Here is a 22,519-nt window from a genome sequence, read left to right on the forward strand (position 1 = left end):
CTTCCACGAGCCCTTCCCAGACGGCTCCCCGTGCCGCACGATGGCCCCGTGACCACGGACCTGACGACGAGCGCCCCGGCGACCGGGCCGCCGACGCTGGACGAGGTCGCGCTCCTGGCCGGGGTCTCCCGGGCGACGGTGTCGCGGGTGGTGAACGAGTCGCCCAAGGTCAGCCCGGAGGCCCGGGTCGCCGTCCAGGCGGCGATCGCGCAGCTGCGCTACGTGCCCAACCGGATGGCCCGCAGCCTGGTCACCCGGCGCACCGACACCATCGCGCTGGTGCTCAGCGAGCCCAACAGCCAGGTCTTCTCCGACCCGTTCTTCGCCAGCATCGTGCACGGGGTCTCCGCCGCCCTCGCCGAGACCGAGCTGACCCTGGTCCTGCTGACCGCCCGCGACGCCCGCGAGCAGCAGAAGATCGCCCGCTACGCCCGGCAGGGGCACGTCGACGGCGTCGTCCTGATGTCACTGCACAGCGAGGACCTGCTGCCCGACATCCTCACCGAGGCCGGCGTCCCGCTGGTGTTGTGCGGACGGCCCTACGACGGCCGGTCGGTGGCCTACGTCGACGCCGACAACCAGGGCGGCGCCCGGGTGGCCACCGAGCACCTGATCGGCCTGGGCCGGTCCCGGGTGGCCGTCCTGACCGGGCCGATGGACATGATCGCCGGCGTCGACCGGCACGCGGGATGGGTGGCCGCGACCACCGACGCGGGCCGTCGTCCCGACCCGGCCCTCGTCGCGCACGGCGACTTCACCGAGGCCGGCGGCGAGGCGGCGATGGCCCGGCTGCTGGACCAGGCGCCCGACCTCGACGCGGTCTTCGTCGCCTCCGACCCGATGGCCGTGGGCGCGCTGCGGGCGCTGCGGGCGGCCGGGCGCCGGGTGCCCGAGGACGTCGCGGTGGTCGGCTTCGACGACGCGGACGTGGCGCTGACCAGCGACCCGCCGCTGACCACCGTGGCGCAGCCGCTGGACGTGATGACCACCGAGCTGGTGGAGCTCCTGGGTCGCCAGATCGACGGCCGGGCCGAGCCGGCGGAGTCCCGCACCTGCCCCACCCGGCTCGTCCGGCGGGCCTCCGCCTGAGCCGGACGGTGCCCGGGGCGTGACACGACGTCGCGACACCCCAGGCGGGGGCGTCCTCCGTCCGGGTGACCGGGGGGGCGATCGGGCCGATCCCGCCTAGCGTCCGCGACAACCGGGCTGTCCGCGAGCCCCGCAGCCAGGAGACCTCCCCGATGGGCCGCCACACCCCGACCCGGCACGCGCAGTCGACCCCTCCCCGCCGGCGGGGTCTGCCGGTGGCGGTCGCCGTGGTCACCGTCCTGGCGCTGGCCGCCGTGGTGTGGGTGGTGACCCGGCCGTCGGGGGCGACCACGCCGGCCGCCGACGCCGAGGCCTGCCGGGTCGACGCCGCCGTCCGGGTGACCGTGGTCCCCGAGATCGGGGCGCTGGTCCGCGACCAGCTCGCCGGGCCGATCCCGATCGGCGGCTACCGGTGCGCGGTCGCCGAGGTGCGCACCGAGCCGCCGCTGCAGACCTCGGGAGTCCTGGCCGGCAGCGACCTCGGCACCCAGCCCCAGATCTGGGTGCCCGACGACGTGTCCTGGGCGACCCGGGCCGGGGCGACCGTCGACGCCGACGGGACCGAGCTGGGCCAGACCTCCCTGGTCGTGGCCACCAGCCGGGCCGTGGCCGACGGGCTCGGCTGGTCGACGACGCCGCCGACCTGGGCCGAGGCCGCGGGCCGGGCCGTGCTGCCCGGCCCGTCCGAGGCCGCCGGGCTGATCGCGCTTGCCGCGCTGCAGTCCAGCGCCGGGCCCGGTGAGCTGGGGGACACGGCCGTGGTGCAGGCCGTGGTGTCGGCCGGCCGCGCCGGGACCGGCACCGAGCAGGCGCTCGCCGCGGCCGTCGCCGGTGCCGACGACGCGCCCGTGGTGGTGGCCACCGAGCAGCAGGTCGCCGCGGCCTCGGCGGACGGCGCCGGCGACCTGGCCGTGGTGGTGCCGTCCGAGGGTGCCCCGGTGCTGTCGCTGCCGGTGCTGCGCACGGCCGCCGGACGCGGTGACCCCGCAGTCGACGCGGTGCTCGAGCGGCTGGCCGCGACGGCTGCCGACGGCACCGCGGTCCGCGACGCCGGCTGGCGGGACACCACCGGCCGCGCCGCGGGCGACGCCGCGCAGCCGCCGGTCTGGGAGCTCGCCGCCGACGCGGTGGCCGCGCTGCCCGGCCGGCTCGCCGACCTGGCCACGCCCAGCCGGTTGCTCACCGTCGTTGACACCAGCGCCTCCATGGACGCCGCCCTCGGCGAGGGCACCCGGGCCACGCTGGCCCGCGACGCGCTGACCTCGGCCCTGGCCGTCCTGCCCGACCGCACCGTCGGCGGGCTCTGGGTCTTCGCCGCCCGGCTGGACGGCGCCCAGGACTGGCGCGAGCTGGTCCCGCTGCGGCCCTTCGGCACCCCGGTGGACGGCCAGACCCAGCGCGAGCTGCTGGCCGACCGGTTCGGCGAGCTGCCCGACCTGCTCACCGCCGGCGGGACGGGGCTCTACGACACCGCGCTGGCGGCCGTGCGGTCGGCGCGGGAGTCCTACGACCCGGGCGCGGTGAACACCGTCGTCCTGCTCACCGACGGCACCGACGACGACCCGTCGGGCATCGGCGAGGACGAGCTGCTGGCCACCCTGGCCGCCGAGGTGGACCCGGCCCGGCCGGTGCAGGTGGTCGCCGTCGGCATCGGCCCGGACGCCGACCAGGGCGTGCTGCAGCGCATCGCCGAGGCCACCGGCGGCGCGGCCTACCCCGCGGTGGAGGCCGACGACCTGCAGACGGTGCTCTTCGAGGCCCTGCAGAACCGCTGACCGGTCCTCCGCGCGCGCCGAAACGCGCCGTTCACGGCCGGGAACTAGGTTCGCCGCATGGCGGACCTCTTCGACGGCTACCCCCTCGGGGAGCAGTGGGACGAGATGTTCGGCGCGCCGGCCCAGCCCAGGCCGCCGTACGCCGGGCTCTTCAGCTCCCTGCAACCCATGTCGGGCGAGGAGCTCGCCGCCCGCGCGGACGTGCTGAGCCAGACCTACCGCGACGCGGGTGTCACCTTCGCGCACGCCGGCGAGGAGCAGCCCTTCCCGCTGGACATCGTGCCGCGGGTGATCGGCGCCGACGAGTGGGCGCACATCGAGCGCGGCGTCGCCCAGCGGGTGCACGCCCTGGAGGCGTTCCTCGCCGACGTCTACGGCGCCGGGCAGGTGTTCGCCGACCGCATCGTGCCGCGCAGCGTGATCACCACCAGCGCGCACTTCCACCGCGCCGCGCATTGGCTGGTGCCGCCCAACGGCGTCCGCGTGCACGTGAGCGGCATCGACCTGGTCCGCGACGAGGCCGGGGACTTCCGGGTGCTGGAGGACAACCTCCGCAGCCCGTCGGGCGTCAGCTACGTGATCACCAACCGCGCGGCGATGAGCCAGGTGCTGCCCGAGCTGTTCGGCGACCACCGCATCCAGCCGGTCGCGGACTACCCGACCAAGCTGCTCGCCGCGCTCAAGGCCTCGGCGCCCTCCACGGTCGGGGACCCGACGGTCGTCGTCCTCACCCCGGGCGTCTACAACTCCGCGTACTTCGAGCACGCCCTGCTGGCCCGCCAGATGGGCGTCGAGCTGGTCGAGGGCCGCGACCTGGTGTGCTCCGGCGGCCAGGTCAGCATGCGGACGACGGACGGCCAGCAGCGGGTCGACGTCATCTACCGGCGGATCGACGACGAGTTCCTCGACCCGGTGCACTTCCGGTCGGACTCCGTGATCGGCTGCGCCGGCGTGCTCAACGCCGCCCGCGCCGGCCGGGTGACCATCGCCAACGCCGTCGGCAACGGCGTCGCCGACGACAAGCTGATCTACACCTGGGTGCCCGACCTCATCCGCTACTACCTGGACGAGGAGCCGGTGCTGGCCAACGCCGACACCTACCGCCTGGACGACGTCGACGCCACCGAGTGGGTGCTTTCGAACCTGGACTCCCTCGTGCTCAAGCCGGTCGACGGCTCCGGCGGCAAGGGCATCGTGATCGGCCCGCGCGCCGACGAGAAGACCCTCACCGAGCTGGCCGTCAAGGTGCGCGCCGCCCCGCGGGACTGGATCGCGCAGAAGCCGATCGGGCTCTCGACGTCCCCGACGCTGATCAACGGCAAGATCGCCCCGCGGCACGTGGACCTGCGGCCGTTCGCGGTCAACGACGGCACCGACGTGTGGGTGCTGCCCGGTGGCCTGACCCGGGTGGCGCTGCCGGAGGGGGAGCTGGTGGTCAACAGCAGCCAGGGCGGCGGCTCCAAGGACACCTGGGTGATCTCCGGGCCGCGCCCGGTGGAGGAGCCGGTGCCCGACCGGACCCAGATCGAGTTCACCACCGCCGACCTGCCCGCCGAGCCCCCCGCGCAGGACCCGGGCCCGGCCAACGACAACGCGGTCGCCCAGGGCCAGCAGCAACAGCAGCAGCAGCAGCAGGAGGTGACGTCGTGCTGAGCCGGATCGCGGAGTCGCTGTTCTGGATCGGTCGGTACGTGGAGCGGGCCGACGACACCGCCCGCATCCTCGACGTGCACACCCAGCGGCTGGTCGAGGACCCGTGGATCGACGAGCAGCGGGCCTGCCACAACCTGCTCGCGCTGATGGGCGTGCCCTGCCCGCTGGAGGAGGCCGACACCGAGCGGGTGCTGGCCACCCTGGCCTTCGACCGGGTCGCCCCGAGCTCGATCGTCGGCGCGCTGTCCGCGGCCCGGGAGAACGCCCGCGGTGCCCGCGAGGTGCTCTCGGCCGAGATCTGGGAGTCCCTCAACGTCACGCACAACGCGCTGCCGCAGCAGCGCACGATGGCCCGCCGCTACGGCCCGCACTCGCTCTACCGGTTCGTCCGGGAGCGCTCGGCGATGGTGTTCGGCCTGGCCGACGCCACGATGAGCCGCGACGAGAGCTGGCTGTTCCTCATCCTCGGCCGCTCGCTGGAGCGGGTCGACATGACCAGCCGGATGCTGTCCACCCGCGTCCTGGCCGGGGACGCCGCGCCGTCCTGGACGCTGGTGCTGCGCTCGACCGGGGCCTACGAGCCCTACCTGCGCACCTACCGGGGAGCGGTGAACTCCAGTCGGGCGGCGGAGTTCCTGCTGCTGGACCGGCTGTTCCCGCGGTCGGTGTTCGCCGCGCTCGAGCAGGCCGAGGGCTGCCTGGCCGAGCTGGAGCGCTCCAACGTCCGCGACGGCCACCGGATCGGGGTCTCGGGGGAGGCGCACCGGATCGTCGGCCGCGCCCGCACCATGCTCGAGTTCATGGGCACCGACGAGATCCTGGCCAAGCTGCCCACCCGGCTCGACGAGCTGCAGCGCACCTGCTCGGCCGCCAGCGAGGCGGTCACCAGCAGGTTCTTCACCGAGCAGGCCCCGCAGGTGTGGGTCCCGGAAGGCGTGGGGTGACCTCGATGTCCCAGTCCCAGAGCCAGCGGCTCCCCGAACCGGTGACCGGTCCGCTGCCCCGCGCCGCCGTGCCGCAGACCGGTCAGCTGCAGAGCCAGGCGCCCGCCCAGGGGGTCGAGCGGTGGCGGCTGCAGATCGTGCACCGGACGAAGTTCTCCTACGCCGGGCCGGTCCGCAGCTCCTACAACGAGGCCCGGATGACGCCGGAGAACACCACCCGGCAGACCACCCTGCGCTCGCGCGTCGAGGTCGAGCCGGCCGCGACCATGCACGCCTACCGCGACTACTGGGGCTCCACGGTCACCGCGTTCGACCTGCACGGACCGCACCGCGAGCTCGCCGTGGTGGCGACGTCGGTGGTCGAGGCCGGTCCCGAGCCGGAGCAGGCCGCGGTGGTGAGCTGGGAGGCCCTGGCCGACCGGGACGTCGTCGACCGGTTCGGCGAGATGCTGGCCCCGACCCGGCTGACCGCCATGGACCCGCCGGTGGTGCGGGCGGCCCGCGAGGTCATCGGGGACGCCGACCCGCGCGAGGCCGGCCACCGGATCTCGCGGTTCGTGCACGACCACATGCAGTACCTGTCCGGGTCCACCAACGTGAAGACCAACGCCATGCAGGCCTGGACGTCGGGCAAGGGCGTCTGCCAGGACATGGCGCACGTGTCGGTGGGCCTGCTGCGCTCCCTCGGCATCCCGGCCCGCTACGTGTCGGGCTACCTGCACCCCAAGCCGGGCGCGCCGATCGGCGAGGCGGTCAAGGGCGAGAGCCACGCCTGGGTGGAGTGGTGGGACGGCTCCTGGACCGGCTACGACCCGACCAACGTCGTGGAGATCGGCACCCGGCACGTGACCCTGGGGCGTGGGCGGGACTACAAGGACGTGCCGCCGCTGAAGGGCATCTTCTCCGGCCCGCGCAGCGAGGGGCACTCCGTCGTCGTCGAGGTCACCCGCCTGGCCTGAGGCCCGGGACCACGGCCGCCGTCCCCGGCGTCGATCAGCTGCGACGAGCAGCATGCATCCTGGGCCACCGACGTCGGCGGCTGAGGATGCACGCCCGTCGTCGGACCTGATCCACGCCGTGCGGAGTGGGTGGCGGGGACCTGGGAGGATGGAGTCCTCATGACGACTCCGCTCAACCTGGTCTCGCTCGAACGCGTCTCCAAGGCCCACGGCACCACCTCCCTGCTCGACGACGTCTCCCTCGGCATCTCCGCCGGCGAGCGGATCGGCGTCGTCGGCCGCAACGGCGGGGGCAAGTCCACCCTGCTGTCGGTGCTGACCGGGGCCGAGCCGCCCGACTCCGGCCGGGTCACCATGCGCAACGACATCGCCATGGGTGTCCTCGACCAGGCCGGCACGCTGCCCGAGGGCACGACCGTGCACGACGTCGTCCTCTCCGGCTACGCCGCCGAGCACGAGTGGGCCGCCGACCCCGCCGTCCGCTCGGTGCTGACCGGCCTGGAGCTGGACCGGCTCGGCCTGGACGCCCCCGTGGCGCCGATGTCCGGTGGCGAGCGCCGCCGCGTCGCGCTGGCCGCGCAGCTGGTCCGGCCGCTGGACCTGCTGGTCCTCGACGAGCCCACCAACCACCTGGACGTCGAGGGCGTCGCGTGGCTGGCCGAGTACGTCAAGCAGCGCGCCGGCGGCATGGTGGTCGTCACCCACGACCGCTGGTTCCTCGACGAGGTCTGCACGACCACGTGGGAGGTCGCCGACGGCTCGGTCTACGCCTACGACGGCGGCTACTCCGCCTACACGCTGGCCCGCGCCGAGCGCGCCCGGATCTCCAGCGTCACCGAGGAGCGCCGGCTCAACCTGGTCCGCAAGGAGCTCGCCTGGCTGCGCCGTGGCCCGCCGGCCCGGACCAGCAAGCCCAAGTTCCGCATCGACGCAGCCCAGGCGCTGATCGCCGACGAGCCGCCGGCCCGGGACAAGCTGGCGCTGGCCAACTTCGCCGCCCGCCGGCTGGGCAAGACGGTCTTCGAGCTCGAGCACGTCGACTACGCCGTCCCCACCGAGGACGGGCCGCGCACGCTGTTCCGCGACCTGGACTGGAACGTCGGCCCGGGCGACCGGATCGGCATCGTCGGGGTCAACGGCGCGGGCAAGACGTCGCTGCTGAAGCTGCTGGTGGGGGAGAACCAGCCGGACGCCGGCGAGGTGAAGACCGGCCAGACCGTGTCGGCGGCCTACCTGTCCCAGCACGTCACCGAGCTGCCGCCCAAGGCGCGCGTGCTCGAGGCCGTGCAGGACGTCGCCCGGGTGGCCCGGCTGGGCAACCAGGAGATCTCCGCCTCCACGCTGGCCGAGCGGTTCGGCTTCGCGGCCAGCCGGCAGTGGACCCCGGTCGGGGACCTCTCCGGCGGCGAGCGGCGACGGCTGCAGCTGCTGCGGCTGCTGATGGCCGAGCCCAACGTGCTGATCCTCGACGAGCCCACCAACGACCTGGACATCGACACCCTGACCGCGCTGGAGGACCTCCTCGACGGGTTCCCCGGCACGGTGCTGGTGGTCAGCCACGACCGGTACTTCGTCGACCGGGTCTGCGACACCGTCGTCGCGCTGCTCGGTGACGGCTCGCTGGCCCAGCTGCCCGGCGGCGTCGAGGAGTACCTGCGGCGGCGGGCCGCCGGCGGCGCGCCGCTCACCACGGCCGCGGGTGCCTCCAACGGCCTCGGGACGACGGCGCAGGCGCCCGTGGTCAGCGCGGCCGAGGCCCGCGCCGCCCGCAAGGAGGTGCAGAAGCTCGAGCGCCGGATGCTCAAGCTCGACGCCGACGAGAAGAAGCTGCACGGCCAGCTGCTGGACGCGGCGACCGACCACGCGAAGGTCGCCGAGCTCAACGCGCAGCTGATCGCCGTCCAGACCGAGAAGGAGCAGGTCGAGACCGCCTGGCTGGAGGCCGCCGAGCTCGCCGACGCCTAGGGCTCACGCGGGTGGGGGAGCCGGCTCCTCGTGGTGGCAGCGGCGCTGGTGGTCCAGGACGTCGCTGAGCCGCAGCCGGCGGTGGCTGCCGGGCTGGTCGTAGGGGATCAGCCCGTGGTCGAGCATCCGGACCAGGGTCGGACGGCTGACCCCCAGCAGGTCGGCCGCCTCCTGGGTGGTCACCATCCGCTCGTGCCGGGTCAGGGTGACCGCGGCCCCGTCGACGAAGGCGTCGGCGACGAACTCCAGGGCCTCGGCGAGCGCCGCGGGCAGCGTGATCTCCGTCCCGTCCACCCCGCGCAGGCACCACGGGCCGCGCGGCAGCGCGGGCGGAGCGGACGGCGGGTGCACCGTCGACTCGCGCAGGTGGTGGTCCACGGGGCACACTGTAAATCGAACGAAACGAACGCGCGCGCCGATCGGCGTCCGATCTCCCCGGGAGACCTGTGGGCCTGCTCCTCCTCGCACACCTCGTGGCCGCCGTCCTGGCGCCGCTGCTGGTGCGCTGGTGGGGGCGCTCGGCGTACTACGCCCTGGCCCTCGTGCCGGCTGCCGGGTTCGCGTGGCTGGCCGCCCAGCTGTCCACCGTGCTGGACGGCGGCACCGTCGACGAGCGGACCACCTGGATCCCGGCGCTGGACCTCGACGTCACGCTGCGACTGGACTCCCTCGCGCTGGCGGTGGCCGCGCTGGTCACGGGGGTCGGCGCGCTGGTCTTCGTCTACTGCGCGCGGTACTTCGAGCCCGGCGACGAGGGGCTGGGCCGGTTCGCGGGCGTCCTCATGGCCTTCGCCGGCTCCATGCTCGGTCTCGTCGTCGCCGACGACATGCTCCTGCTGTACGTGTTCTGGGAGCTGACCACCGTCTTCTCCTTCCTGCTGATCGGCGGCAGCGGCGCCAAGGTCGCCGGGCGCCGCGCCGCGCAGCAGGCGCTGATCGTGACCACCGCCGGCGGGCTGGCCATGCTGGTCGGGCTGATCATGATCGGCCAGGCCAGCGGCAGCTACCTGCTCAGCGAGGTCGTGGCGAACCCGGGCACCGGCCCGGTGGTGACCGTCGGCGTCCTGCTGGTGCTGGCCGGCGCGGTCACCAAGTCGGCCATGGTGCCCTTCCACTTCTGGCTGCCGGCCGCCATGGAGGCGCCCACGCCGACCAGCGCCTACCTGCACGCCGCGGCGATGGTGAAGGCCGGCATCTACCTGGTCGCCCGGCTCGCGCCCGGCTTCGCCGACACCCCGGGCTGGAAGCCGGTGGTGATCGGGCTCGGCCTGGCCACCATGCTGCTGGGCGGCTACCGGGCGCTGCGGCAGTACGACCTGAAGCTCCTGCTGGCCTTCGGCACGGTCAGCCAGCTGGGCTTCCTGATGGTGCTGGTCGGCACCGGCAGCCGGGAGGCCGCCGCGGCCGGCATCGCGATGCTGCTGGCCCACGGCCTGTTCAAGTCCACGCTCTTCCTCGTCGTCGGCGTGGTCGACCACACCTGCGGCACCCGGGACCTCCGCGAGATCAACGGCCTCGGGAAGCGGCTGCCCGTGCTGGCGGTGATCGCGTCGCTGGCCGGGGCGTCGATGGCCGGGCTGCCCCCGCTGCTGGGCTTCGTCGGCAAGGAGGCGGCGTTCACCGCCTTCCTCGACGGCGGCCTGGAGAGCCGGGGCTGGGCCTCGCTCACCCTGCTCGGGCTGCTGCTCGGGTCGGTGCTCACCGTCGCCTACACCGCGCGCTTCCTGTGGGGCGCCTTCGGCACCGGCGGGTCGCTGCGGCGCTGCGCCGCCGACCGGCCGAGCCCTGAGCACCTGCACCGCCCGGGACCGGCCTTCCTCGCCGCGCCCGCCGTTCTCGCCGTCCTCGGGTTGCTCGCCGGGCCGTTCTCCGGGCTGCTCGAGCCGCTGGTCGCGCCCTACGCCGACACCCTGCCGCTGGTCGCGGAGGAGGCCGAGGAGTTGGCGCTCTGGCACGGCTGGCAGCCGGCGCTGCTGCTGTCCCTGGTCACCCTCGGCGGCGGCCTGGCGCTGTTCGCCGCCCGCGACCTCGTCGCCCGGCTGCAGCGCCGGGTGGCCGTCGACGCCTCGGCCGACGAGGGCTACTGGCACACCATGCGCGGCCTGGACGTCCTGGCCCAGAACACCACCCGGACCACCCAGCGCGGGTCGCTGCCCACCTACCTCGGCGTGATCCTGGTCGTGCTGGTCGCGCTGCCGGGCTCGATGCTGGTCTTCCGCGCGCCCTGGCCCGACGACCTGCGCGCCTGGGACACCCCGGCCCAGGCGCTGATCGGCCTGGTCGTCCTCGGTGCCGCGGCGCTGGCCGTCCGGATCCGGCAGCGGCTGTCGGCGGTGCTGGTGGTCGGGGTCACCGGCTACGGGGTCGGCCTGCTGTTCGCCCTGCAGGGGGCGCCGGACCTGGCGCTGACCCAGTTCCTGGTCGAGACGCTGACCCTGGTCACCTTCGTGCTGGTCCTGCGCAAGCTGCCCAAGGACATCTCCGACCGGCACCGGGCCAAGGAGCGCACCGCCCGCGGGCTGATCGCCGTCGCCGTCGGCCTGCTCATGGGCGGGGTGGGCATCGTGGCGCTCGGCGCCCGGACGGCGACCCCGGTGTCGGTGGACTACCCGCAGCAGGCCTACGACTTCGGCGGCGGCGAGAACATCGTCAACGTGATCCTGGTCGACATCCGGGCCTGGGACACGATGCTCGAGGTGTCGCTGCTCGTCGTGGTGGCCACCGGCGTGGCCAGCCTGGTCTTCCTCCGGGAGCGCACCGGCTCGGTCGCCCGGGCCACCGGCGAGGTCAGCACCTCCGAGGCCGCCCGCCGCGCACCGCGCGACCGCTGGCTGGCCGCCAGCGCGACCCTGGCCCCGCAGCGCCGGTCGGTCATCCTCGAGGTGGTCACCCGCGTGCTGTTCCACACGATCGTCGTCCTCAGCGTCTACCTGCTGTTCAGCGGGCACAACGTGCCCGGCGGCGGGTTCGCCGGCGGCCTGGTCGCCGGCCTCGCGCTGGTGCTGCGCTACCTCGCCGGCGGCCGGTACGAGCTCGGCGAGGCCGCGCCGGTCGACCCGGGCAAGCTGCTGGGCGGCGGTCTGCTGCTGGCCGGCGGCACCGGGATCGCCGGGCTGGTGCTGGGCGCCGACGCACTGCAGACCACGATCCTGCAGGGCACCTTCCCGGTGCTCGGCGACGTCAAGCTCGTCACCGCGCTGTTCTTCGACACCGGGGTCTACCTGATCGTCATCGGCCTGGTGCTCGACGTCCTCCGCAGCCTCGGCGCGCAGATCGACGCCGACGACGAGGCCGACGACGACGAGGACGACCGGCCCTCCGAGGACGGCGACGGCAGCGGCACCGGTGCGGTCGGCGCCGGGGTGGGCGCGTCCCGACCTGGTGACCCCCGACCACCAGCACCGCCGACAGCCGCTGCCGGATCCGGACGGCCAGCGCCGCGGCACCGAGGACGACCAGGCCGATCAGNGTCCCGACCTGGTGACCCCCGACCCCCGACCCCCGAGGGAGGCGACCGATGACCCCCACGATCGTGCTGCCGGTCATCGTGGCCGGGCTCTACGCCGCCGGCGTGTACCTGCTGCTGGACCGCAGCCTGACCCGCGTGCTGCTGGGCTTCCTCCTGCTGGGCAACGCCGCGAACGTGCTGCTGCTGTCCGCCGGCGGGGTGGCCGGGCTCGCCCCGATCCTCCCGGTCGACGACGAGTCGGCGATCAACGACCCGCTGCCGCAGGCGCTGGTGCTCACCGCCATCGTCATCACGTTCGGCATCTCCGCGTTCGTGCTGGCGATGATCTACCGGTCGTGGCGGCTGGTCCGCGACGAGGTCGTGCAGGACGACGCCGAGGACCTCCGGGTCGCCACCCGCGAGGAGATCGACGCCGACGAGCGCGACCCCGAGCTCATGGACCCCGCCGACCGCGGGCCCGGGGACGGGTTCACCGTCGAGGCCGGCCCGCGCCGCGACGATCCGGAGACCCCCTCCGACGACGTCGCACTGGGCCTCGCGGGGGCCGTCGAGGCCGAGAACGAGTCGGCCGAGGCCAAGGCCGTGGGCGAGGTCCGTCGGACCCCCGCCGGCGGCCACGGGCGGGACAAGTACTGATGGACGACGTCATCCGGGTGCTCACCCCGCTGCCGGTGCTGCTGCCGCTGCTCGGGGCCGCCGGCGCGCTGCTGGTCGGCCGGCACCCCCAGCTGCAGCGGACGCTGAGCATCGTCGTGCTGAGCGCGGTGCTCGCCGTGTCGGTGTCGCTGCTGGTGATGGCCGACTCGCAGGGCGCCACGTCGGTGTCGGTGGGCGGGTGGCCGGTGCCGCTGGGCATCGTGCTGGTGGTCGACCGGCTGAGCGCGCTGATGCTGGTCGTGGCCAACACCGTGACCCTCGGCGTCCTGGTGTTCGCCGTCGGCCAGGGTGTCGCCGACGGGGACGAGACCGACACCCCGCTGTCGATCTTCCACCCGACCTACCTGGTGCTGGTCGCCGGCGTGAGCAACGCGTTCCTGGCCGGGGACCTGTTCAACCTCTACGTCGGCTTCGAGGTGCTGCTGGCGGCCAGCTACGTGCTGCTCACCCTGGGCGGCACCGCGGGCCGCATCCGGGCCGGCATCACCTACGTGGTGGTCAGCCTGATGAGCTCGCTGGTCTTCCTGGCCGCGATCGGGCTGGTCTACGCCGCCACCGGCACGGTCAACATGGCCCAGCTCGCCGTCCGGCTGGGCGAGCTGCCGGCGGGCACCCAGGTGCTGCTGCAGTCGATGCTGCTCGTCGCGTTCGGGATCAAGGCCGCGGTGTTCCCGCTGTCGGCCTGGCTGCCCGACAGCTACCCGACCGCCCCGGCGCCGGTCACCGCGGTGTTCGCCGGGCTGCTGACCAAGGTCGGCGTCTACGCGATCATCCGGACCAACACGCTGCTGTTCCCCGACGGCGCGCTCGACGACCTGCTGCTGTGGGCGGCGCTGGCCACGATGGTGGTCGGCATCCTCGGCGCGGTCGCGCAGACCGACGTCAAGCGCATGCTCTCGTTCACCCTGGTCAGCCACATCGGCTACATGGTGTTCGGCATCGCCCTCGGGACGACGGCCGGCTTCGCCGGCGCGATCTTCTACGTCGTCCACCACATCGCCATCCAGACCACGCTCTTCCTGGCCACCGGCCTGGTCGAGCGCCGCGGCGGGACGACGAACACCGAGAAGCTGGGCGGGCTGGCGAAGGCGTCCCCGCTGTTGGCGATCCTGTTCTTCGTGCCGGCGATGAACCTGGCGGGCATCCCGCCGCTGTCGGGCTTCATCGGCAAGCTCGGGCTGCTGGAGGCCGGCGTCGCGGTCGGCGGGGTGGGGCCCTACGTGCTGGTCGGCGGCGCCGTCGTCACCAGCCTGCTCACCCTGGTGGCCATCGCCCGCGTCTGGGGCCGGGCGTTCTGGCGGCCCCGCTCGGTGGACACCGCCGACGAGGACGTCGCCGAGGTCCGCCCGGCGGCCGGCACCGCCACCACCACCGCCGAGATCGCGGAGAACCGGCTGCCGCGCACCATGGTCGCCGCCACCGCCGCGTTCGTGGCGGTCACGCTGGCGATCACCGTGTTCGGCGGCGTCCTGTACGGGGTGGCCGACCGGGCCGCGACCGACCTGCTGGACCGCACGCCCTACCTCGAGTCGGTCTTCGGCGACCAGGAGATCCGGTGACCGCGCGGGTGTCCCGGCTGCGCCACCAGCTGCCGCTGCTGGTCTGGTTGGTCGTGGTCTGGAACCTGCTGTGGGGCACGTTCTCCTGGGCGAACCTGCTCGGCGGCGCCGCCGTCGCGCTGGTGGTCACCACGCTGCTGCCGCTGCCGGCGGTGGAGGCCTCGGGCCGGTTCCGCCCGCTGGCCGCGATGCGCTTCGTCGGCCGGTTCCTGGTCGACCTGCTGATCTCCAGCGTCGAGGTGTCCTGGCTGGCGTTCCGGCCCGGCCGGCACCGCTCGGCGATCATCACTGTGCAGCTGCGCACCGACTCCGACCTGCTGCTCACCGTCATCGCCGAGGCCCTGTCGCTGGTGCCCGGGTCGCTGGTGCTGGACCTGGACCGGGAGCACTCGGTGATGGCGATCCACCTGGTGCAGGTGCGCGACCTCGAGCACGTCGAGCGGCAGCGGGCCAACGTGCTGGGCATGGAGGACCGCGTGGTGCGGGCCTTCGGCTCGGCCGAGGACATCGCCCGGCTCGACGAGCCCGGCACGCAGACCCCGGAGACCGAGGGGACCGAGAGGATGAGCCAGCAGTGACCGTCGTGGCGATCGTGTGCTTCGCGCTGCTGGGCGCCGGGGCCGTGCTGATCCTGGCCCGGCTGGCGATGGGGCCCTCCCTGCTGGACCGGGTGGTGTCCACCGACGCGCTGCTGGTGACCATCGCCTGCGGTATCGCCGTCTACTGCGCGGTCTACCGGGACATCTCGCTGGAGCCGGTGCTGCTGGTGGTGGCCCTGCTGGCGTTCGTCGGCTCGGTGTCGGTGGCCCGCTACATCGGCGGCATGCTGGTCGCCGCCGAGACCCCCGCCGACGCCACCCCGTCCGACGCCGACCTCGCCGGCCGCCCGGAGGGCACCCCGTGAACGCCGCCGACCTCGTCGCCTCGATCTGCCTGGTCGCCGGCTGCTTCCTCTGCCTGACCGCAGGCCTGGGCCTGGTCCGGTTCCCCGACGTGCTCAACCGGATGCACGCGGCCACCAAGCCGCAGGTGCTCGGCGTGCTGCTGGTGATGACCGGGGCGGTCATCCGGCTCACCGGTCAGCCGATCGTGTGGATGCTGGTGCTGGTCGCGGTGTCCCAGCTGATCACCGCGCCGGTCAGCGCGCACATGGTCAGCCGGATCGCCTACCGCCGCCGGCACGTGCGCCGGGCCCGGCTGCTGGTCGACGAGCTGGGCACCCCGCCGGCGCCGCTGCCCGCCCGCCCGCACCCGGTGCACCCCGAGGGCGCCCCGGACGCCGACGAACCCGCCGACGGCCCCGAAGCCGACTCCCGCACCACCTCCTAGCGCCCTTCCGGCGAGGGTGGGCCGCGGTGGTAGGGGTGAGCCGCTGTCGACGGCGGCTCACCCCACCACGGCGCGGCTCACCCCCGGGACGTCGGCGGCCGCAGCCGCCCGATGTCGCGCTGCACCGCGGTGAACGGCTGCAGCGCCGGCACGGGCGCCGCCACCTCCCGCGCCACCCTCGCCTCGAACGCCGCCCAGCCGGACCCGATGTCCACCATCGTCGGCCGCACGACCCGGATGCCGAGTGCCCGGACAGCATCCTCGGCCCGCTTCTCGGCCCACAGCACCTCTGCCGGGTCCCGACCGCCGTACGGGTCGGTGAACTTGATCTTCCCGTCGGTCTCGAAGCCGATCGCCTGGGCGCGGAGGTACCCGTCGAGCACCTTGACCAGCCGTCCGCCGGCCCAGATCTCCACCTGCAGCTCCGGCTCGGGCAGCCCGGCAGCCAGGTGCCGCACCCGCCACGCGCTCTCCAGCCACGACTCCGACCGACCGTTCGAGCGCTCCACCGCCCGACGGGCCAGCGGTGTCCCGCGGACGAACCGTGCCCGCTGCACCGCGAGGTCGAGGGCCTCGCGGGTGACCTGCCCGCGCAGCAGGGCGCGGTCCAGGGTGGCGACCGCGTCGAGCTCGTCGAGCTCGCGGCAGAGGTCCACGAGGGTGCGGGCAGCACTGGTCACCGTGAAGGGGCCGCGGCGGGCGAGGTCGCCCACCGGAAGCTCGGCACGGGTCATCCGGTAGTCGGCGCCGGACCGCCACCGCGTGGGGTCGACGAGTCGGTGCTCGCCGTCCCCGGCCCCGAACGTGGTGATGCCGGTCAGCTGCGCCGCCGTGCGGTGGCTGAAGGCGGCGGTCGGCCGGTCCAGGTGCCGCTGCAGGGCGAGCAGCTCCAGGTGCAGGCGACGGCCCGCGGTGGCCCCGTCCAGGTCGGCCGTCGCGCAGTAGAGACCGCGGCGCAGGGCCGTCCAGCTGCCGGAGGCGAGCCTGCTGCGCACCTCGGCGTCGGTCCATCCCGCAGCCCGCGCCTGCTCCCGGCTGAAGACCTGCTCGGTCCACGACGTCGACGGGCGAGGTTGCAGCGCGGTCATGCGGCGAGGCTGCCTGCCCCGACGGAGGTCAGGGGTGCTGCGACGACATCTGTGGATGCCGCCTCCGCCTGTGGACGGCGAGGGTGAGCCGCGGTGGTGCGGGGTGAGCCGCGGTCGACGGCGGCTCACCCCACCACAGCGCGGCTCACCCGCGCCGGCTACCTCAGCGGAGGGCGCGGTTGACGGCGCTGACGACCGCGCGCAGGGACGCCGACACGATGTTGGGGTCGATGCCGACGCCCCACAGCACGCGCTCGCCGACGGCGCACTCCACGTAGGCCGCGGCCCGGGCGTCGCCGCCGGAGGAGAGGGCGTGCTCGGCGTAGTCCAGCACCCGGACGTCGACGTCGATGCCGTGCAGCGCGTCGACGAAGGCGGCGATCGGGCCGTTGCCCCGACCGGTCAGGCTCACCGGGACGCCGTCGTCGGTCAGCTCGACGGTCATCTCGTCGGGCCCGCCACCGCCGGCGACGTGCCGGTGCCCGGTCAGCGCCAGCCGGCCCCAGGGCGCGTGCGGGTCGGGCAGGTACTCCGAGGAGAACGCCGACCACATCTGCTCCGCGGTCACCTCGCCGCCCTCGTCCTCGGTGTGCCGCTGCACGACGGCGGAGAACTCGATCTGGAGCCGCCGGGGCAGGTCCAGCTGGTTCTCGGTCTTCATGATGTAGGCGACGCCGCCCTTGCCGGACTGGCTGTTCACCCGGATCACGGCCTCGTAGCTGCGGCCGACGTCCTTGGGGTCGATCGGCAGGTACGGCACGGCCCACGGGATGTCGTCGACGCCGACCCCGGCGGCCGCGGCGTCGGCCTTCATCACCGCGAAGCCCTTGTTGATCGCGTCCTGGTGGGAGCCGGAGAACGCGGTGTAGACCAGGTCGCCGCCGTAGGGGTGCCGCTCGTGCACGCCGATCTGGTTGCAGTACTCGACGGTGCGGCGGATCTCGTCGATGTCGGAGAAGTCGATCTGCGGGTCGATGCCCTGGCTGAACAGGTTCAGCCCCAGGGTCACCAGGTCGACGTTGCCGGTCCGCTCGCCGTTGCCGAACAGGCAGCCCTCGATGCGGTCCGCGCCGGCCCGGTAGCCCAGCTCGGCGGCCGCGACCGCCGTCCCGCGGTCGTTGTGCGGGTGCAGGGAGAGCACGACGGAGTCCCGGCGGCCCAGGTTGCGGTGCATCCACTCGATCTGGTCGGCGTAGACGGTCGGCTCGGCCATCTCCACGGTCGCCGGCAGGTTGAGGATCGTCGGGTTGTCCGGGGTGGGCTCCCAGACGTCGGTGACCGCGTCGCAGATCTCGACGGCGAACTCCAGCTCGGTCCCGGTGAAGGACTCGGGGGAGTACTCGTAGCGGATCTCGGTCTCCGGCATGCCCTCCGCCAGCTTGCGCACCAGCCGGGCGCCGTGGACGGCGATGTCGACGATGCCGGCCTTGTCGGAGTTGAAGACGACCCGGCGCTGCAGCGTGGACGTCGAGTTGTACAGGTGCACGATCGCCTGCTTCGCCCCGACCAAGGACTCGAAGGTCCGCTCGATCAGCTCGTCGCGGGCCTGGGTCAGCACCTGGATGGTGACGTCGTCCGGGATCAGCCCGTCCTCGATCAGCTGCCGGACGAAGTCGTAGTCGGTCTGGCTGGCCGCGGGGAAGCCGACCTCGATCTCCTTGTAGCCCATGCCGACCAGCAGCTCGAACATCCGGCGCTTGCGGTCGGGGGTCATCGGGTCGATCAGCGCCTGGTTGCCGTCGCGCAGGTCGACCGCGCACCAGCGCGGGGCCACCGTGGTGGTGCGCTCGGGCCAGGTGCGGTCGGGCAGCGGGACGGCGGCGAACGGCGCGTACTTGCCGATCGGCATCGCCGAGGGCTGCTGGGTGTTGCGGGCGTGCGGGTGGGTGCTCATGGCGGTGGCTCTCCTGGTGTGCCGAGGTGTGCGGTCCGGCAGCGCGGGGTGGGCACGCGCGATCACCGCGGCGAGGGAGCCGACCTAGGAGAGGGCCTCGCCGCGGCGGATAAGGAGGAGGCTGCCGCGCACGCCGCCACCGTAGCAGCGCCCGGTCAGAAGGTGTGCCTACGGCGCAGCCGCAGCGGTCGGCCGTCGGGGTCGTGGACCAGGCGGTACAGCGGGGTGGCCCACAGCTGCTCGACCCGGGTCAGCTCGGGACGGCGGTGCGGGCGGATGCGGCCCGGCGGGCGCGGCCCCACCCGGCCACCGGCGTACCAGGCCTCCAGCGCGTCGGCCGTGGCCACGCACGCGGCGACGAACTCGTCGGGGTCCAGCAGGCCCTCGTCGTCCGTGCGGTCCAGGTGCTCGCGGCCCAGCTCCAGGCGCAGGTCCCGGGCGAAGGTGCGGGCGCCGTCGCCGAGCCCGGCGGGGTCGCGGGGCTCGCGGGGGTCCTGGGTGGGGTCCAGGACGGCGTTGGACAGCTCGCTGTCGTGGGTCCAGGAACGGCGGTTCATGTTGTCGCTGCCGACCTCGGCCCAGACGTCGTCGACGACGCAGACCTTGGCGTGCACGTAGACCGGCGTCCCCTCGTGGTTCTCCAGGTCGAACACGTGCACCCGGCCCGGGGCGGCCTCCTGCAGCAGCTCCATGGCCTGGCCCTGGCCGTGCTGCTGCGGGCGCTCGGAGAACGCGCCCTGCTGGTCGGGCACCCGCGGGACGACGACGACCAGCTGCAGCGTCTCGTGCTCGCGCAGCGAGGAGGCCAGGTGGTCGGCGATGTCGGTGGACCACAGGTACTGGTCCTCCAGGTACACCAGCCGGCGCGCCCGGGTCAGTGCCTTGGTGTAGCCGCGGGCGATCGACCGCTCGCCCTCCGGCGCGAACGGGAAGGCCGGCCAGACCTTGGGGTAGGTGCGCAGCGTCTGCACCAGGTGCGGCCCGCACTCCGGCGGCGCCGGCGGCTGCTCGGGCAGCGGGGTGGCGTCCATCTGGTTGCGGCCCAGCCACTGCAGAGTCTTGTCGTGCAGCCAGGCCACCGGGTTCTCCGAGGCCGGGCTGGTCGGGTCGTCCCAGCGCTCCCGGAAGCAGTCGTCCAGGACGCCGACGACGGGCCCGCGCAGCTGCAGCTGGACGTCGTGCCAGGGCGGGGTGTCCCCGTAGGCGTCGGACATGTCCTGCGGCTGCGGGTCGCCGCGGTGCTCGGCGTCGTCCCGGCGGGTGTGCCCGAGGTCGATGCCGCCGGCGAAGGCGATGTCGCGGGAGGGGTCCTGCGGGTGCCGGCAGATCACCAGCTTCTGGTGGTGGCTGCCCAGCCGGCGGACCCGCTGGTCCCGGACGACGACCGCGCCGTCCTCCTCCAGCTCGCGGTCCAGGCTGGCGTTCTGCTCCTTGGAGAAGCTCAGCCCGTCCCAGTGCGAGCGCCAGACCAGGCCGCGGACGCAGACGCCGCGGCGGGCCGCCCGGGAGAACAGCTCGTCGACGGTCGGGCCGTCGGGGCGCAGCTTCTCGTCCGGGTCGCCGCGCCAGTCGGTGAAGAAGAGGTGGTCGCCGGGGCCGAGGTCCTCCACGGCGTCGACCAGCCGGTCGAAGTAGGCGGCTCCGTGAACCAGCGGGACGGCGTCGTTCCCCGCCGTCCAGGCCGGGATCGCGGTGGCCGGGTTGTCGCGCTCGGCGGTGGTGAGCAGCCAGGCGCGGGCGTCGTCCTCGGGTTCGGGCACGCAGGTGATCACACCACCGCGGCGGGGATCCGGCTGGTCGGGCGGTAGTCTCGGGCCCCGTGGCCCTGGTCGTGCAGAAGTACGGCGGTTCGTCCGTCGCCAACGCCGAGCGCGTCAAGCGCGTCGCCGAGCGCGTCGTGGCGGCCAAGCGGGCCGGGCACGACGTCGTCGTCGTCGTGTCCGCGATGGGCGACACCACCGACGACCTGCTGGACCAGGCCTCGCAGATCACCGCGGACCCGCCCGGTCGCGAGCTGGACATGCTGCTGACCGCCGGCGAGCGCATCTCCATGGCGCTGCTGGCGATCGCCATCTCGGTGCACGGCTACCAGGCGCGGTCGTTCACCGGCTCGCAGGCCGGGGTGATCACCACGTCCAGCCACGGCAAGGCGCGGATCATCGACGTCACCCCGGGCCGGCTCCGGTCGGCGCTGGACGAGGGCTCGATCGTCATCGTCGCCGGGTTCCAGGGCGTCAGCCAGGACACCAAGGACATCACCACGCTGGGCCGCGGCGGCTCCGACACCACCGCGGTCGCGGTGGCGGCGGCGCTGCACGCCGACGTGTGCGAGATCTACACCGACGTGGACGGCGTCTTCACCGCCGACCCGCGGATCGTCCCGAACGCCCGGCGGCTGGACACCGTCACCTACGAGGAGATGCTGGAGCTCGCTGCCTGCGGGGCGAAGGTCCTCATGCTCCGGTGCGTCGAGTACGCCCGCCGGTACGACATCCCGGTGCACGTCCGCAGCTCCTACTCCCAGCTCCCCGGCACCACGGTGTCCGGCTCGATGGAGGACCTCACGGTGGAACAGGCGATCATCTCCGGCGTCGCGCACGACCGGAGCGAAGGCAAGATCACGGTCTACGGGGTCCCGGACCGGCCGGGCGAGGCGGCCCAGCTGTTCCGCGTGCTGGCCGACGCCGAGATCAACATCGACATGATCGTGCAGAACGTGTCGACGGCGGCCACCAAGCTCGCCGACATCTCCTTCACCCTGCCCAAGAGCGACGGGCCCACCGCGCTGGCCGCGCTGGAGAAGGTCAAGCACACCGTCGGGTTCACCGACGTCGTGTTCGACCAGCACATCGGCAAGGTGTCCCTGGTCGGTGCCGGGATGCGCTCGCACCCGGGCGTCTCGGCCAAGTTCTTCGGCGCGCTGGCCGACGCCGGGGTCAACCTGGAGCTGATCAGCACCTCGGAGATCCGGATCTCCGTGGTCTGCCGGGACGCCGACGTGGACCTCGCCGTCCGCGCGGTGCACGACGCCTTCGAGCTGGGCTCGGACGTCGAGGCCGTCGTCTACGGGGGGACCGGGCGATGAGCCGCCCGCTGCACCTGGGCGTCGTGGGCGCGACCGGGCAGGTCGGCGTGGCGATGCGGCAGATCCTCGCCGAGCGGGATTTCCCGCTCGCGAGCATCCGGTTCTTCGCCTCCGCGCGCTCGGCGGGCACCACCCTGCCCTGGGGTGACGGCGAGGTCACCGTCGAGGACGCCTCGACCGCCGACCCGACCGGGCTGGACGTCGCGCTGTTCTCCGCCGGCGCCACCACCTCCCGCGCCCAGGCGCCGCGGTTCGCCGCCGCCGGCGTGACGGTGATCGACAACAGCTCGGCGTTCCGCAAGGACCCGGCGATCCCGCTGGTCTGCAGCGAGGTCAACCCCGGCGACATCGCGCTCGCGGGCGAGGGCCGGATCATCGCCAACCCGAACTGCACCACGATGGCCGCGATGCCGGTGCTCAAGCCGCTGCACGACGAGGCCGGGCTGGTCCGGATCATCGCGTCGACCTACCAGGCGGTCTCCGGGTCCGGCGTCGCCGGCGTCCGGGAGCTGCACGGCCAGGCGCTCGCGGTGGTGGAGAAGGCCGACCAGCTGGCCTACGACGGGTCGGCGCTGGCCTTCCCCGACCCGGCCGTCTACGTCGCGCCGATCGCGTTCAACGTGCTGCCGATGGCCGGCTCCGTCGTCGACGACGGCTCGTGGGAGACCGACGAGGAGCAGAAGCTCCGCAACGAGTCCCGCAAGATCCTCGGCCTCCCCGACCTGCGGGTGTCGGGCACCTGCGTCCGGGTGCCGGTCTTCACCGGGCACTCGCTGTCGCTCAACGTGGAGTTCGACCGGGCGATCACCGTCGAGCGCGCCCGCGAGCTGCTGGCGTCCGCGCCCGGCGTCGAGCTCGTCGACGTCCCCACGCCCCTGCAGGCCGCGGGCCAGGACCCGTCCTACGTCGGCCGCATCCGGCAGGACGGACCGAACGGGCTGGCCCTGTTCGTCAGCAACGACAACCTCCGCAAGGGCGCGGCGCTGAACACCGTCCAGATCGCGGAGCTCATCGCCGCTCAGGCGTAGTGGAGTCGCTGCGCACCGGGGAACG

18 protein-coding genes are annotated in these 22,519 nt (G+C 73.8%); 14 read left to right on the forward strand and 4 right to left on the reverse strand.

From position 1 onward, the window contains the following. Nucleotides 1-48: 48 nt before the first annotated feature. The 6 genes from LFA75_RS14280 (at nucleotide 49) to LFA75_RS14305 (ending at nucleotide 8,385) form a co-directional block, all read left to right on the forward strand. On the forward strand, nucleotides 49-1,089 hold the full coding sequence (locus tag LFA75_RS14280) for a LacI family DNA-binding transcriptional regulator (protein WP_225234283.1): 1,041 nt from the start codon (nucleotides 49-51) through the stop codon (nucleotides 1,087-1,089). Nucleotides 1,090-1,241: 152 nt separating this feature from the next. Then, nucleotides 1,242-2,864, forward strand: a complete 1,623-nt coding sequence (locus LFA75_RS14285) for a VWA domain-containing protein (RefSeq protein ID WP_225234284.1) — start codon at nucleotides 1,242-1,244, stop codon at nucleotides 2,862-2,864. Nucleotides 2,865-2,921: 57 nt separating this feature from the next. Next, on the forward strand, nucleotides 2,922-4,517 hold the full coding sequence (locus LFA75_RS14290; RefSeq protein WP_225234285.1) for a circularly permuted type 2 ATP-grasp protein: 1,596 nt from the start codon (nucleotides 2,922-2,924) through the stop codon (nucleotides 4,515-4,517). Continuing rightward, complete coding sequence (locus tag LFA75_RS14295; RefSeq protein ID WP_225234286.1) at nucleotides 4,511-5,461, forward strand: alpha-E domain-containing protein; 951 nt, start codon at nucleotides 4,511-4,513, stop codon at nucleotides 5,459-5,461. The genes LFA75_RS14290 and LFA75_RS14295 overlap by 7 nt, the downstream gene beginning before the upstream one ends. A 5-nt stretch (nucleotides 5,462-5,466) precedes the next feature. Further along, nucleotides 5,467-6,420: a transglutaminase family protein gene (locus LFA75_RS14300; RefSeq protein WP_225234287.1), complete on the forward strand. Its 954-nt coding sequence runs from the start codon at nucleotides 5,467-5,469 to the stop codon at nucleotides 6,418-6,420. Nucleotides 6,421-6,579: 159 nt separating this feature from the next. Continuing rightward, nucleotides 6,580-8,385, forward strand: coding sequence for an ABC-F family ATP-binding cassette domain-containing protein (locus LFA75_RS14305; protein ID WP_225234288.1), 1,806 nt, complete (start codon nucleotides 6,580-6,582; stop codon nucleotides 8,383-8,385). A 3-nt stretch (nucleotides 8,386-8,388) separates the two neighbouring features. Here LFA75_RS14305 and LFA75_RS14310 read toward each other — a convergent pair whose 3' ends face one another. Next, nucleotides 8,389-8,763, reverse strand: a complete 375-nt coding sequence (locus LFA75_RS14310; RefSeq protein WP_225234289.1) for a helix-turn-helix domain-containing protein — start codon at nucleotides 8,761-8,763, stop codon at nucleotides 8,389-8,391. Between the two features lie 68 nt (nucleotides 8,764-8,831). On the opposite strand from LFA75_RS14310, the gene LFA75_RS14315 reads away from it, so the two are divergent. Genes LFA75_RS14315 through mnhG form a run of 6 tightly spaced genes read left to right on the forward strand, consistent with a single transcriptional unit; the run spans nucleotide 8,832 to nucleotide 15,399 of the window. Beyond that, nucleotides 8,832-11,906, forward strand: a complete 3,075-nt coding sequence (locus LFA75_RS14315) for a Na+/H+ antiporter subunit A (RefSeq protein ID WP_225234290.1) — start codon at nucleotides 8,832-8,834, stop codon at nucleotides 11,904-11,906. Then, nucleotides 11,903-12,490, forward strand: a complete 588-nt coding sequence (locus tag LFA75_RS14320) for a Na(+)/H(+) antiporter subunit C (protein WP_225234291.1) — start codon at nucleotides 11,903-11,905, stop codon at nucleotides 12,488-12,490. Before LFA75_RS14315 ends, LFA75_RS14320 begins: the two co-directional genes overlap by 4 nt. Next, nucleotides 12,490-14,070, forward strand: a complete 1,581-nt coding sequence (locus LFA75_RS14325) for a Na+/H+ antiporter subunit D (protein WP_225234292.1) — start codon at nucleotides 12,490-12,492, stop codon at nucleotides 14,068-14,070. The genes LFA75_RS14320 and LFA75_RS14325 overlap by 1 nt, the downstream gene beginning before the upstream one ends. Next, complete coding sequence (locus LFA75_RS14330; protein ID WP_225234293.1) at nucleotides 14,067-14,648, forward strand: Na+/H+ antiporter subunit E; 582 nt, start codon at nucleotides 14,067-14,069, stop codon at nucleotides 14,646-14,648. Before LFA75_RS14325 ends, LFA75_RS14330 begins: the two co-directional genes overlap by 4 nt. Continuing rightward, the gene (locus tag LFA75_RS14335; protein ID WP_225234294.1) at nucleotides 14,645-14,974 is read left to right on the forward strand and encodes a monovalent cation/H+ antiporter complex subunit F; all 330 of its coding nucleotides are present in this window, start codon (nucleotides 14,645-14,647) and stop codon (nucleotides 14,972-14,974) included. Before LFA75_RS14330 ends, LFA75_RS14335 begins: the two co-directional genes overlap by 4 nt. Beyond that, a complete protein-coding gene (mnhG, locus tag LFA75_RS14340; RefSeq protein ID WP_225234295.1) occupies nucleotides 14,971-15,399 on the forward strand; it encodes a monovalent cation/H(+) antiporter subunit G in 429 nt (142 codons plus the stop codon). Before LFA75_RS14335 ends, mnhG begins: the two co-directional genes overlap by 4 nt. Nucleotides 15,400-15,476: 77 nt before the next feature. On the opposite strand, the gene LFA75_RS14345 is transcribed toward mnhG, so the two are convergent. The 3 genes from LFA75_RS14345 to LFA75_RS14355 form a co-directional block, all read right to left on the reverse strand. Then, a complete protein-coding gene (locus LFA75_RS14345; RefSeq protein WP_225234296.1) occupies nucleotides 15,477-16,487 on the reverse strand; it encodes a hypothetical protein in 1,011 nt (336 codons plus the stop codon). Nucleotides 16,488-16,650: 163 nt separating this feature from the next. Then, nucleotides 16,651-18,381, reverse strand: coding sequence for a 2-isopropylmalate synthase (leuA, locus tag LFA75_RS14350; protein WP_225234297.1), 1,731 nt, complete (start codon nucleotides 18,379-18,381; stop codon nucleotides 16,651-16,653). A gap of 155 nt (nucleotides 18,382-18,536) precedes the next feature. After that, nucleotides 18,537-20,141 carry a phospholipase D family protein gene (locus LFA75_RS14355; protein ID WP_225234298.1) on the reverse strand — a complete coding sequence of 535 codons (1,605 nt, stop codon included), beginning with the start codon at nucleotides 20,139-20,141 and terminating at the stop codon, nucleotides 18,537-18,539. Between the two features lie 59 nt (nucleotides 20,142-20,200). Between LFA75_RS14355 and LFA75_RS14360 the strand changes: the two genes are divergently transcribed. Together LFA75_RS14360 and LFA75_RS14365 are read left to right on the forward strand one after the other, a co-directional pair. Further along, nucleotides 20,201-21,466 (forward strand): aspartate kinase, encoded by a 1,266-nt coding sequence (locus LFA75_RS14360; protein ID WP_225234299.1) that lies wholly within the window; start codon nucleotides 20,201-20,203, stop codon nucleotides 21,464-21,466. Then, complete coding sequence (locus LFA75_RS14365; RefSeq protein WP_225234300.1) at nucleotides 21,463-22,494, forward strand: aspartate-semialdehyde dehydrogenase; 1,032 nt, start codon at nucleotides 21,463-21,465, stop codon at nucleotides 22,492-22,494. Before LFA75_RS14360 ends, LFA75_RS14365 begins: the two co-directional genes overlap by 4 nt. Nucleotides 22,495-22,519: the final 25 nt, after the last annotated feature.

The organism is Klenkia terrae (assembly GCF_900491935.1).
GTDB classification, from domain to species: Bacteria; Actinomycetota; Actinomycetes; order Mycobacteriales; family Geodermatophilaceae; genus Klenkia; species Klenkia terrae.